This is a genomic window from Clostridium sp. AM27-28 (assembly GCF_003480955.1).
Classification (GTDB): Bacteria; Bacillota; Clostridia; order Lachnospirales; family Lachnospiraceae; genus Otoolea; species Otoolea fessa.
In genome coordinates this window covers 1-12,838 of sequence record NZ_QUJT01000015.1, presented here as the reverse complement: position 1 = coordinate 12,838, position 12,838 = coordinate 1, and the positions used below count along the sequence as shown (strand labels likewise).

Genomic DNA, 12,838 nt, shown 5'->3' with positions numbered 1-12,838 from the left:
TAGGAGAATTGAGAATGGGAAAGAAGCAAATAGAATTATTTAAAAAATATAAACCACTCATGAAGCAGTTGGTAATAAAAGATATTAAATTGAAATACCGGAGAAGTTTTCTGGGATATATATGGAGCATTCTGAATCCATTAATGATCATGATTATTATGGTAATTGTGTTTCGACAAATGTTTCGCTTTAATATTGAAAACTATCCGGTATATTTGATTATTGGTTCTACATTGTTTAGTTTTATGTCAGATGCAACCAGTCAGGCCATGTGGTCAATTATAGGAAATAGTGCATTGCTAAAAAAGACATATGTACCTAAATATATATTTGCAATATCCAAAATAACAAGCAGTTTCGTAAATACTTTATTTTCTCTTGGAGCTATGTTGATTGTATTTATTGTGTGCGGTGTGAAATTTAATTTTTATATGTTTTGGATTCCGGTTGTGCTGATACAAATTTATATATTTAGTATTGGACTTGGATTGCTATTGGCGCAGGGATGTGTCTTCTTCCGAGATATTCAGCATATCTATGCAGCAGTCTTAACAGCGTGGAATTATCTTACACCAATTTTTTATCCAATTGAGCAGCTTCCAGAACAAGTACAGCATTTAATTAAAATATTTAATCCAATGTATTCATATGTAGTACAATTCCGGACCATTGTTTTAAAAGGAGTATTCCCTGATATTAAGTGGATTCTTTACGGATTTACGGTAGCACTTATATCGCTGGTTGTCGGAAGCATTGTTTTTTCTAAAACACAGGATAAATTTATTTTATATATTTAGACGAGGAAAAAATGAAACAGAATGAAAAAAATGAAATAGCAGTTGAAGTAAAGAATGTAACAGCCAGATTTAATATGGCTTCTGAAAAGATAGATAATCTGAAAGAATATTTTATTAAGCTTGTAAAGCGAGAATTAATGTTTGAGGAGTTCCTTGCATTAAAAAACGTATCATTCAGTGTAAAAAAAGGTGAGTCCTGGGGAATCATAGGAATCAATGGCTCTGGAAAATCGACGTTGTTAAAGGTGATCTGCGGAATTTTAAAACCATATAAAGGAACAGTAACGGTAAACGGAACGATTGCTCCTTTAATTGAATTGGGCGCCGGTTTTGATGGTGATTTGACAGCCAGGGAAAATATTTACTTAAATGGAGCTGTTTTAGGGCATGACGAACAGTTTATGAAAGAGCATTTTGATGAAATAGTAGAATTTGCGGAGCTGGAAAATTTTTTAGATATGCCGATTAAGAATTATTCTTCCGGTATGGCAGCAAGACTTGGATTTGCGATCGCGACGGTGGTTAAGCCGGATATTTTGATTTGTGATGAGGTTCTTGCGGTTGGCGATTATGCGTTTCAGCGAAAATGTGAGAAAAGAATGAAAAAGATGCGAGAAGAAGGAACGACACTTCTGTACGTATCTCATTCGATGGAATCGGTTCGAAAAATCTGTGACAATGCTTTGTGGTTAGAAAAAGGAGTTGTCAGAGGCTGTGGAACTGTCCGTGAAGTATCAAGAGCGTATTTAAACAGCTTAAGTGGAAATAAAGGAGAGATGAAGGAAAAGGAGAAGGAAAATCCTTTTACTGATGAGACCTGCAGCTCACTGAGTATTTTCAGCGCTCCGGAGGCGAAAAGAGAAGGAACAGGACTGGTTCATTTTACTTCGATTGAACTGCTGGACAAAGAAGGAAAATCCAGTGCTTGTTTTGATACCGGAGATAAGATAACAATTCGTTTTCAATATGCAAGCAGAACTAAAAATATGCCGTTAAGTTTTGCATTTGGAATTGTTACAAAAGATCATACACCAGTTTATCGGACATCAACCGCATTGGAATATAAAAAAATGATTTTATCCGAGCATTGCGGAGTCATGGAATGTCATATTGATAAAAATTATCTTTTGGATGGTCAATATTATTTGGAAGCACGTATATGGGGAGAAAATTTAGTTCTTCATGACAGTCTGATAGATTTTATTGTGTTGGATATCAAGACAGCTGAGCGAAAAGAGCATGGATTTTTGGTAATGCCGCATGGATGGAACACATATCCAATAAAGTCATTTTTTGATCCGGAAACAAAATTCGGTTTTGAAATAACAGAACAGCAGAAAAAAGTATGGGCGATTGAATTGGAGATGGCAGATCGCCTGCTGACGGTGTGCAGGGAAAATAATTTAAAAATCTTCGCAGATGCAGGAACTATGTTGGGAGCAGTGCGCCACAAAGGATTCATTCCTTGGGATGATGATATAGATTTTGCAATGTTCCGGGAAGACTATGATAAGTTATGTGAGATTGCTCCCAGATATTTCACAGAACCGTATTTTTTTCAGAATGTGTACACGGATAAAAAGTATGTACATGGACATGCTCAGATTCGAAATAGCTATACAACTGGAATCCTAAGCGTAGAAGAAAGACAGAATAAAGAATTTAATCAGGGTATTTTTATCGATCTGTTTGTTTTAGAGAATGTTTCAAATGATGTACAGGTTGTAGAGAAGCAGAGAATGAACTGTGATGTATTAAAGCAATTTATTGTTGAAACGACAGATGGAAGAGAATTTGAATGGCCGGAGGATTTTGAAATTCCAGAGGAGTTGAAAGAAAATCTGAGTACAGACAATTGCTGGAAATATATAGATGATATGTTCCGGTCAGTCAAAGAGAAAGATGCAGATAAGGTGGCACCTTTAAACTTTATTTTTGATACAGAAAAGAGAATCAGAGACCGCCATATGTATGATGAGACAATTTGGATGGACTTTGAATATTTGAAAATGCCGGTACCGGCTGGGTATGATGCATATCTGACAAACAGGTATGGAGATTATATGACGCCTCAGAATGTATCGAATACGCATGGAGGGGTAATTTTTGATACAGAGATGGATTACAAGGAATATCTAAGTAAATTGAAATGTAATGAAAATTAGTATAAAGGGATTGTTTTATGCAGAAAAAGAAATTCAAAATCGGGTATACAACAGGCACCTTTGATTTGTTCCATGTAGGGCATTTAAATATACTGGAAAAAGCAAAGGAAAATTGTGAATACCTTGTTGTAGGTGTAAGCACAGATGAACTGGTAAAAGAGTATAAAGGAGAATTTCCCATTATTCCTTTTGAAGACAGACTTCGTATTGTAAAGTCATTGAAATGTGTAGATCAAGTAATTCCGCAGAAAACAATGAACAAGCTGGAGGTATTAACGGAAATTAATTACAACGTTTTATTTCATGGAGACGATTGGAAAAATACGAAGATGTACAATGAAATAGAAGAAAAATTGAAACAAAAGGGAGTTTCGTGTGTTTATTTTCCATATACAAAATCAGTTTCTACAAAAAGTATTAAAGAAAAAATAAGGGAAGAATATAAAGGCAGCGAAAGATGAAATGTTGGAAATACATATTAATGTTATGCGGATGCTGTGTATTATGTTCCTGCAGCAAACCAACTCAGGAAGCTAAATTTTATGACTATAATGTGATTGCTCATGCTGGAGGGGGAATAGATGGAAACATATATACAGATTCGTTAGAAGCACTCAATCAGTCCTATCAAAATGAGACAAGGCTATTTGATATTGATTTGAGGTTTACTTCGGATGATGAAATTGTACTGAGGCATGACTGGACACAAGTAGACTTAGGGCAGCCTGAATTTGAATATTTACAGCAGATTGAACGCCAGCCGAGTGAATATCTTCAAGAGCAGATACCAAGAGAATACCTGCCGACTTTAGAACAATTTAAACAAGCTCGCATCTTGTCAAAATATACACCGTTATCATTCAGAGATGTTGTAGATTGGATGAAATCCCATTCGGACGCGTATATGGTTTTGGATGTAAAAGAGGATGCAAAAGAAACATATACGTGGATTATTGAACATTTTAAAGAAAATGATGAAATGCTGAATCATTTGGTTGTTTCTTGCTATGATGTCCAGGACTTAGAGGATGTATTAAAAATATATCCATTTAAGAATATTATGTTAAGACAGCATGCAGTCTATCCAGACAAGTTTGATGAATTGCTTTCGAATTGTAATAAATACAAAGTTAAAGCAGTTAATATAAACTTACAATATGCTGATGATGAGAAAATAAAAGATATTAGGAGAGCTGGAATTAAGATTTTTTGGGCGGTGGAAAATGACTTTGAGGAATATAAAAGTAAATATTTAGGTGATGGAGTTGTGAGCGATTGGATTACGGAAGATGAAATAGGTAATGTGATAAATAAATGATATTGTGCTGATGTGATCAGTGCTTTATATGAAAGTGCAAAGATTTTGATAATGAGGTAAGTTATAAAGGAGAAAAAATGGCTTTAATATCAGTAATAATGCCGACTTATAAAGTCGAAGAATATTTTCAACAATGCATTGAGAGTGTATTAAATCAAACGCTAAAAGATATCGAAATTATTCCAGTTGATGATGGTTCGCCTGATAAGTGCGGAGAAATAATGGATTATTATGCTGAAAAAGATCATCGTGTAAAACCTATTCATCAGAAAAATGGAGGTTACGGAAAAGCTGTTAATAGTGGATTTGATAAGGCTTCAGGAAAATATGTTGCAATTGTTGAAACAGACGATTTTATTGAGCCCAATATGTTGGAAGTTTTATACAAAGCAGCTGAAAAACATCAGGCCAATGTTGTTAAGGCGGGGTTTAAAAAACTATATCAAGATGGTGGAAGTTGTGAAGTAAAACCCCCATTTCCTTTTTATGAGCCTGAGGTGATAGTAGAGCCATGTTATTCTAACGATTTGATGTTAATGGAATCATCTATATGGGCGGCACTTTATCGCAGAGATTTTTTAGAGAATAATCAAATTAGAATGATTGAATCGGCTGGAGCAGCGTATCAAGATGGAATTTTTAAATTTATGATATATTCATCCACCAAAACAGTTGTGTGTATACCTGATGCGGTATATGACTATCGAGTTATGACAACAAATTCTTCAAGTAAATCATCGAAGAACTGGGATGCAGAATTTAAGAATTATGCACAGATAAAAAAATGGCTGATGGAGCATAAAAAATTTGAGATTTTTAAAAATGCTTTTTATTTGCATGGGTATTTTGATTTTTTGTTCCATTATAATCGTTTGGATGATAAAACGCAAAAAAAATTTTTAGAGAAGGCAAAAGAATTTTATAAAGAGGGAAAAGAAGCTGGAGTTGGATTAGATAATGCACGATTCCAAAGATGGGAAATGCGAGATTATTATTATAAAACTGTATATCCATTTTTAAAACAATTTGAAACAGGGATAGTTGTAAATGAAGATGGTCGTAGAAAACATGATTTAACGAAAAATATTCTAAGGGTCATGTATCATACAAGAATGGGTGATTTTATATGGACAAAATTTAATCAATTCATGCATAGACCTTTTATATGGAATAAATTACATGAGGGAGAAGTTCAAATAGATGGTAATTCAAATCGATTATATTGCATGGATTTTGATACAGGAATATTTGAATTAGAACCTGTGGGAGAAGGGAAAAAAGCACTTGTAATTGTGCCATGGTATTCTGAAAATGCAGCAATTCATAACATTGAAAATATTGCCGAAATGTTAAAAAAGAGAAAATATCAAATGCATTTGTTTTTGTATTATAATGAGTTTAGACCTGATAATATAAATAGAAAAGTTTGGGATAGAGTTTTTTATCAACATGCATCAAATCCATATTTTTCGCATACTAATGTTTCACCTAATTGTGCGGATGGGGATTATATAGATGATTGGGTTGATGATGAATTTTTACAATCGATAGTCCGAATGAATGAACATTATCATTACGATCTTTGCATGGCAAATTATTTATTTTATTCAAAAGCATTTGAGGTTTTGCCAAATGCAAAGAAAGTATTATATACACATGACAAATTTACAAAACATAATGAATCATTAAAAAAAGCGGGTTTTCCAGAGTGGAGTTTTTGGTTTGGGGTAAATACGGAAAGAGAAGAAGCACGTGCACTTAAACGGGCAGATATTGTTTTGGCATCACAGGAAGAAGATGCAACGTTTTTTAGAAAAATAACAAATTATCAAACGAAGGTAATTACATATCCATTCGTTCCTGCATGCCATTATATTGATGAAAAAAGGAATGATAATAAATATGAAGAAGATTTAATAAAAGTAGGATATTTGGCTTCTTCAAATCCGCCTAATTATTTTGCTATTAAGAAATTAATATCGGATCTTGCAAATAACAAAAAAATACAATTAAATATTGCGGGTGGGGTTTGTAATATGCTTTCATCATTAAAGGTTCCAGATAATATAAGAATTTTAGGATATATTGATGACTTGAAAAAGTTCTATTCCTCATATGATATATACATCAATCCTGATACTTTTTATTCTGGATTGAAGTGTAAGACATTAGAAGCAATGTCATATGGAGTGGCTATTATTTGTACAAAAATTGCAGCAACTGGACTTGGATTAAAAGAAAAATATCATCAATTAGAAAGTGAAAAAGAGTGTGCTAAATATCTTATGGAACTTACAAATTATGAAGATGATGTTCGGAAAAAGACTATTGATGATATTAGAAAAGAGAGTATTCATCAATACAATTTATTTATTGAAAGATATCCATTGGATAAACTAATGGATGATATTCTAAAAAGCTAATTGTCTTCATAAAATATGAAGTTTGAATTTATATAGGAGAAAATTATATGATAATTACAAAAACACCATTTCGGATGTCTTTTTTTGGCGGTGGAACAGATATCCCAGAACATTTTTATGAAAATAGAGGGGCAGTTTTATCTACGACGTTTGATAAATATTGTTATGTAAATGTCCGTCATTTACCGCGTTTCTTTGAATATAAAACACATTTGACGTATTCGAAAATGGAATATGTAAATGAAAATAATGAGATAAAGCATCCGGCAATTCGAAATGCAATGAATATGCTTAATATGCATGAGATACGTTTAGTATATGAGGCAGATTTGCCAGCTAGATCGGGACTTGGAACAAGCAGTTCTTTTGCGGTGGGAATGTTAAATGCTTTTTATGCATTAAAGGGTAAATATGCGGATAAAAAGAAATTAGCAGATGAAGCTATTTATTTGGAGCGAGAACTTTGTAAAGAGGCAGGCGGATGGCAAGATCAAATAGCTGCGTCATTTGGAGGTTTGAATCGGATCGATTTTTCTGGAAATGAATATGATGTAAGGCCAATTGTGATTTCACCGGAAAGGAAGAAACAATTAGAAAATAATTTGTTGTTATTTTTTACTGGTTTCACGCGATTTTCTTCTGAAATACAAGCAGTTAATAATGTGGCTGCAAAAAGTAAATCAGAATATCTTTCAGAAATGTATGATTTGGTAGATGAAGCGGAACAGGTATTGGTAAATAAAAATAGAAATATTGATGATTTTGGAAAATTGTTAGATACTACATGGAAGTTAAAAAAGCAAACGGGCTCGAAGATATCTACTTCTTCTATTGATCGATTATATGAACTTGGAATAAAAGAAGGTGCTTTTGGAGGGAAGCTTTTAGGTGCTGGAGGAGGCGGATTTCTTGTTTTTTATGTTCCGGAAGAACGACAAAGTAGAGTGAAAGAAGCAATGAAAGATTTGGTACATGTCCCATTCAAGTTTGAAGAGGGTGGTACAAAAATTATTCATTATACACCAGAAGAATACACAGAGACAAGATAAAATAGTGAAAGCTATTAATAAAAAGTATGAAGAAAAAGTTTTAATATTTTATTTATAGACAGAATTGTGTACATGATTTGTGTGTGCAAAAGTAAAACGTATAGGAGAATGAATGAAAAATAAGTGTGAATATATTGAATTGTGTAGGTTTGTTGGCGCAATTATAATATTATGTCATCATTCATATACATTGATGGATCGGACGATTTTTTTGGGAGGATGGGCATTTGTAGAGTTCTATTTTATATTAACGGGATATTATACAACGAGTCATTTTGTCAAAAAAATGGAAAAACATAAAGTTGAGTACGATGAAATGTTTTTTTATGTAAAAAGTAAAATAAAAAAATTGTATCCTTATGCAGTAGGGGGGGGTGCTGTTCAGCTTTTTGAATGTTATTACAAAATGCTCTGAAAATGACAGAGGCGTAGCTTCCTTTTCATTAATATATAATTTATTATTGTTAAAAGGAAGTGATATAGCAAATTCTTCTTATACCTATGATCCACCTTTGTGGTATATTACGCATTTGATTTTGTTTTTGCCGTTGATTATAATTTTAATGGTCAAAAATGAAAAAATTTATAAATATTTTTTATGCTGGTTTATTCCTATTATGTTATATGCATTGTGCATGGATTATATGAAAAAAATTGCAATTTGGGAAGGCGGAATATTTCAGTGCTTTAGAGGAATCGCTGGATTGACTGTTGGAAGCGCATTGTTTTATATGACAAGATATTATAAAGAAAAAGATGATTTCCCTAAAATGTTATTTCGTATAGCGAGTGTGATTGGATTTATAGGCTTTATTTTTATTACTGTTTTTTTTAGAAATGGTGGAATTGATATTTCAGCGGAGATAATTGCCTATTTAATTATAGTGATGTTTTTTACATTAATGAATGATGAAAATTATATAAAAAATAAGCATATTTATTCGATATGCATTCATTTGGGTGAATTGGCACTTCCAATTTATTGCATCCATTATCCTATTCAAGATTGGATTCAAAGATTATTTCCTTTAAATGGATATTGGTTAAAATTAGGAATGTCAATCGTTTGGTCGGTAATGATTTCAGAATTGATGCTGTTAGTCTGTAAAAAATGGGGAGAACAGAAGAGAATAGTTCAGAAAGAAACAACTCTGTAAATTTGCATCTTTATAGTTATGGAGGAAAACATGAACACAACCCTCATCATCATGGCTGCCGGTATAGGTTCCCGTTTTGGAACCGGTATCAAGCAGCTGGCTAAGATGGCTCCGAATGGAGAGATTATTATGGATTTTTCGATTTACGATGCGAAGGAAGCTGGTTTTACAAAAGTTGTATTTGTAATTCGGAAAGCCATTGAGAAAGAATTTAAAGAAGTGATTGGAAATCGCTTATCTAAGGTTATGCCTGTGGAATATGTCTATCAAGAGTTAGAAGACTTGCCTGAAGGCTATCATGTTCCAGAAGGACGAGTAAAACCATGGGGAACCGGGCAGGCAATTCTGGCTTGTAAAGATGTTGTGAAAGAACCATTTGTGATCATCAATGCAGATGATTATTATGGGAAAGAAGCTTTTTCGAAGCTTCATGAGTTCCTGCTTTCTGGAAATACAGATGCGGATAAGATAAATCTGGCAATGGCAGGCTTTTCTTTAAAGAATACGCTGAGTGAAAACGGAGCGGTTACCAGAGGTGTCTGCGTGGCAGATGAGGCGGGATTCTTGAAAGAGGTCGTTGAAACGACGGGAATTCAGTGTGTAGATGGAAAAATCCAGTGTGATAATGCGAAGGTAAGCAAATGGATCACACCGGATACGATGGTATCCATGAATATGTGGGCCGGATATCCGGATTTTTTGCGGTACATAGATGAAGGATTTGCCAGATTCCTTGATGCATTAGGGGAAAATCCGGAGAAGAAGGAGTATCTTCTCCCAAATATTGTGGCGGAATTGCTTGAAAAGAAGTTAGCTTCCGTAAAAGTTTTGAATACGCCGGACAGATGGATTGGAATTACTTATAAAGAAGATATAGAACCGGCGCAGGAGGGATTCCGACAGATGATAGAGAGTGGATTATATCCGGAAAATTTGTGGGATTAGGATAAAGTAAGAACAAATGAAATTAGAGAGAAACAGGATGGTTGAAGTTTTATTTTACACAGCCGTCCTCACCAAACAATTCTACCTTCTCCCCAGCGGCAGCATCGGCATCGCGGATCTGTTTTTCGCCTTGTCCGGTGCCCTGGCGCTTATCATGGCGTGGAGAAGTGGTAAGAAAATCTGGTATCAGGAAGATTTTCCCTGGGTGGTCTTCCTGATATTTGCAGCTGTCATTAATGGCATTTATTTTGTTCGGACAGGAAAAGGAAGTTTTCCGTTACATACGCTTTATTGGATTTATTCTGCATTCCTGATCTGGACGTTCCGGACACTTTATTCGGATTCGTTTATGCGGGGACTTTGCTGGATATGTCGGATCAACCTGGTGTTTCAGACAATTGTTTTGATTTCCGGACGAGGACGCTATTTTCATGAGAGCTGGGGCGGTTCTCGGTTTATGGGAACGTTTAATGATCCGAACCAGTTTGCTTTTTTCATCTTTACGATGATTCTGGTGCTTTTTATGGAATACCGGCGGAAGGCAGAGTATACAGTCAAGACACGGATTGCGTGCTGGGGAATGTTTTTTGGGGGAGTTCTTCTGATTGGAAAAGCAAAATCAACCGGTATGTTTGTGGGACTGCTTGCCTTTTTTGTAATACTGGCATGGCAGTTTTTCTGGGAAAGATGCACGCACTCAAAGTATAAAAAACTCTGGTGGTTCGGCGGGGCAGCTGTTGTAGTGATGCTGGCGCTGGGCGTCTATCTGATCTGGCCAGGGGCAGATTTTGATGTTTCGCAGACGGATTATACGCTTCTTTCCAGAATCCAGCAGAAAATATGGAAACTGGCAAATGGAAATCTCTATGATCTGCTATATGACAGAAGTGCGGAGCGGCTGGTATTGACGCCTCAGTATCTGTTTTATGGAGCGGGAGAGGGCTTTTTTGAACGTTTTATTCCGTATGATGGATTTGAAAAACTTTTGAGTCCGGGTGTGTTTGATGTATTTCATGTCAATGAGATTCATTCCAGCTTTTTTGATGTGTGGTTTTCGTATGGGCTGATTCCTACCACATTTCTGGTGTATTGGATTGTGAAAAATGTGGTCCGGTGTGAGAAAGCGCAGAGGGCGGCGGTGCTGGCACTTCTGGCAGAGAGTTTTACGCTGATGAACTGCAGGCAGCCGTTTTTCTGGTTTGTTATTGTGATGGCGGGAATGTCTGGGAAGAAGGGAAGAAGGACATGAATTTGAAATACCTCATTCGTATGCCTGCCATTTTGATTTCAGGTATTTTGGCGGGGACTATTTTTTTGTGGCTTGCCTTTCTTATACCGGATAAGTTGATTTATGAACATGGTGCAGAGTCAGTGGAAATCTTTACCGGTGAAGGACTCTATCCGTTTGTTGGAAATACGCCGGCGGAAGAATTGGATAACTGGACGGATTCGCTCATGATCCATACAGCCTGTTATCAAAAAGAAGATGCGTCTGCTTTAGAGAGTGCAGTCGCTGCCTATCGACCGGTTTATCAGGATGCAGATCCAATTACATCATTTCGAATGGATGTGAAAGGGATAGATAATGGGATGGAAATAACTTCGTATGCGCGTTATTGGCATGGTTATTTGGTATTCCTGCGCCCACTACTCTTTTTTATGGATTATCAGGGAATTCGGGCACTTACAAATTTGGGAGTTGTGTTTACTCTGCTGCTTATAACAGGAACATTGATTAGGCAGAAACGCTACTGTTTGATACTTCCATTTTTATGTACGGCACTGTTTTTGAGACCGTTGGCGATTGCGTTTTCGATCCAGTTTTCAAGTGTGTATTATGTGATGATATTCAGCCTGTTTTTGATTTTGGTCTGTCGGAATCAAATGGAACAGGACGGGCGCTATCTGTATCTGTTTTTGATAAATGGCATGATAACTGCTTATCTGGATTTACTGACTTATCCTGCGGCAGCACTTGGAATTCCACTGGTATTTTTCCTGGCAACGGGGAAAATGGTTAACTTCCTTGAAAAACGGCACACCGCATTCTCGTTACTTTAGTGACGAGTTAGGTGTGCCAAATTTTTTATCAAGATACAGAACTAGTGTTTGCCAAATGCGGGTGCATATGGTATAATATAAACATGGAAAAAGATATATTTACTATTAAGGAAAATTCACTTTCATATGGTAGAGGATATGTGTATTCTTTGCAATATCATCTTGTCTGGTGCACGAAATATCGAAAACAGGTCCTGAAAAATGGGATAGACGCGGAATGTAAAAAAATGTTGTATGAGCTTGCGGAGGAATACAAATTTAGGATTCTGGCGATGGAGGTTATGCCAGATCATATTCATTTACTTCTGGATTGCAAACCACAATTTTTTATATCAGACATGATAAAGATTATGAAGGGGAATCTGGCACGTCAGTTGTTTCTTTCGCATCCAGAATTAAAACAGGAGCTGTGGGGAGGACATTTGTGGAATCCATCGTATTGTGCAGTTACCGTAAGTGACCGAAGCAGGGATCAGGTAGTGGCATACATTGAGGGACAAAAAGAGAAGGAAAAAAGAAAGTAGGAAACTTTATGCAGATTGTATCCAGCTATGGAGTAGAAATTAAAAAAAAGAATATACCGCTCCGCTCTACGCTGGATATTTTTCGGAAGGCAGTTTCCTATCTGATTCCGGTGTATGCAGAGACCTGGGAAGAACTTTCAGAAATCAGAAATCCACAAAAACGCTTTAATGAAGCGGAACATCTGGTACATGAGACAAAAAAGAATCATGCCAGATTTCTGTTTGACCGTCATTTCCCTAAGATGCCATCTTATCTGAGAAGAGCGGCGATTCAACACGCACTTGGAGCAGTGTCCTCCTATCAGACACGCCTTGGTTTGTGGGAAAAGGGAGAACTGAGGGGAAGACCGAAGCTGGTCTGTGAGAATCATGCGATGCCGGTATTTTATCGGGATGTCA

At 35.8% G+C, this 12,838-nt stretch carries 12 protein-coding genes and 2 pseudogenes; all 14 read left to right on the top strand.

Annotation, left to right across the window (positions count from 1 at the left end; translation table 11 throughout):
• Window positions 1–14 precede the first annotated feature (14 nt).
• Entirely contained in the window at window positions 15–797 is a 783-nt protein-coding gene (locus tag DW720_RS14015; RefSeq protein WP_118472431.1) for an ABC transporter permease, read from the top strand.
• Window positions 798–808: 11 nt separating this feature from the next.
• A pseudogene (locus DW720_RS16245) lies at window positions 809–1,531 on the top strand (ABC transporter ATP-binding protein); the annotation flags it as partial.
• A gap of 42 nt (window positions 1,532–1,573) precedes the next feature.
• A complete protein-coding gene (locus tag DW720_RS16240) occupies window positions 1,574–2,962 on the top strand; it encodes a LicD family protein (protein ID WP_347560728.1) in 1,389 nt (462 codons plus the stop codon).
• Between the two features lie 17 nt (window positions 2,963–2,979).
• Window positions 2,980–3,423, top strand: a complete 444-nt coding sequence (locus tag DW720_RS14005) for an adenylyltransferase/cytidyltransferase family protein (RefSeq protein WP_118467362.1) — start codon at window positions 2,980–2,982, stop codon at window positions 3,421–3,423.
• Window positions 3,420–4,280, top strand: coding sequence for a hypothetical protein (locus tag DW720_RS14000; protein WP_147353093.1), 861 nt, complete (start codon window positions 3,420–3,422; stop codon window positions 4,278–4,280). Before DW720_RS14005 ends, DW720_RS14000 begins: the two co-directional genes overlap by 4 nt.
• Before the next feature lie 77 nt (window positions 4,281–4,357).
• Entirely contained in the window at window positions 4,358–6,703 is a 2,346-nt protein-coding gene (locus DW720_RS13995; protein WP_118467366.1) for a glycosyltransferase, read from the top strand.
• A 47-nt stretch (window positions 6,704–6,750) separates the two neighbouring features.
• Entirely contained in the window at window positions 6,751–7,752 is a 1,002-nt protein-coding gene (locus tag DW720_RS13990; RefSeq protein ID WP_118467368.1) for a kinase, read from the top strand.
• Window positions 7,753–7,864: 112 nt separating this feature from the next.
• Entirely contained in the window at window positions 7,865–8,167 is a 303-nt protein-coding gene (locus DW720_RS15780) for a hypothetical protein (protein ID WP_118472434.1), read from the top strand.
• Window positions 8,142–8,909 carry an acyltransferase family protein gene (locus DW720_RS13980; RefSeq protein ID WP_182426614.1) on the top strand — a complete coding sequence of 256 codons (768 nt, stop codon included), beginning with the start codon at window positions 8,142–8,144 and terminating at the stop codon, window positions 8,907–8,909. Before DW720_RS15780 ends, DW720_RS13980 begins: the two co-directional genes overlap by 26 nt.
• A gap of 30 nt (window positions 8,910–8,939) precedes the next feature.
• The gene (locus DW720_RS13975; RefSeq protein ID WP_107001627.1) at window positions 8,940–9,854 is read left to right on the top strand and encodes a sugar phosphate nucleotidyltransferase; all 915 of its coding nucleotides are present in this window, start codon (window positions 8,940–8,942) and stop codon (window positions 9,852–9,854) included.
• Between the two features lie 37 nt (window positions 9,855–9,891).
• A complete protein-coding gene (locus tag DW720_RS13970) occupies window positions 9,892–11,103 on the top strand; it encodes a hypothetical protein (protein WP_118685165.1) in 1,212 nt (403 codons plus the stop codon).
• Window positions 11,100–11,915, top strand: coding sequence for a hypothetical protein (locus DW720_RS13965; protein WP_118685167.1), 816 nt, complete (start codon window positions 11,100–11,102; stop codon window positions 11,913–11,915). The genes DW720_RS13970 and DW720_RS13965 overlap by 4 nt, the downstream gene beginning before the upstream one ends.
• Window positions 11,916–11,998: 83 nt before the next feature.
• Window positions 11,999–12,439, top strand: coding sequence for an IS200/IS605 family transposase (gene tnpA, locus DW720_RS13960; protein ID WP_118743270.1), 441 nt, complete (start codon window positions 11,999–12,001; stop codon window positions 12,437–12,439).
• Between the two features lie 8 nt (window positions 12,440–12,447).
• Window positions 12,448–12,838 (top strand): annotated as a pseudogene (locus tag DW720_RS13955) (IS200/IS605 family accessory protein TnpB-related protein); the annotation flags it as partial.

Excerpts from the sequence above, each read along its gene's own strand:
- DW720_RS14005 (WP_118467362.1), top strand. The coding sequence starts at position 2,980 with ATGCAGAAAAAGAAATTCAAAATCGGGTATACAACAGGCACCTTTGAT.
- DW720_RS16240 (WP_347560728.1), top strand. The coding sequence starts at position 1,574 with ATGAAGGAAAAGGAGAAGGAAAATCCTTTTACTGATGAGACCTGCAGC.
- DW720_RS13995 (WP_118467366.1), top strand. The coding sequence starts at position 4,358 with ATGGCTTTAATATCAGTAATAATGCCGACTTATAAAGTCGAAGAATAT.
- DW720_RS13975 (WP_107001627.1), top strand. The coding sequence starts at position 8,940 with ATGAACACAACCCTCATCATCATGGCTGCCGGTATAGGTTCCCGTTTT.
- DW720_RS15780 (WP_118472434.1), top strand. The coding sequence starts at position 7,865 with ATGAAAAATAAGTGTGAATATATTGAATTGTGTAGGTTTGTTGGCGCA.
- tnpA (WP_118743270.1), top strand. The coding sequence starts at position 11,999 with ATGGAAAAAGATATATTTACTATTAAGGAAAATTCACTTTCATATGGT.
- DW720_RS13965 (WP_118685167.1), top strand. The coding sequence starts at position 11,100 with ATGAATTTGAAATACCTCATTCGTATGCCTGCCATTTTGATTTCAGGT.
- DW720_RS13990 (WP_118467368.1), top strand. The coding sequence starts at position 6,751 with ATGATAATTACAAAAACACCATTTCGGATGTCTTTTTTTGGCGGTGGA.
- DW720_RS14015 (WP_118472431.1), top strand. The coding sequence starts at position 15 with ATGGGAAAGAAGCAAATAGAATTATTTAAAAAATATAAACCACTCATG.
- DW720_RS14000 (WP_147353093.1), top strand. The coding sequence starts at position 3,420 with ATGAAATGTTGGAAATACATATTAATGTTATGCGGATGCTGTGTATTA.
- DW720_RS13970 (WP_118685165.1), top strand. The coding sequence starts at position 9,892 with ATGGTTGAAGTTTTATTTTACACAGCCGTCCTCACCAAACAATTCTAC.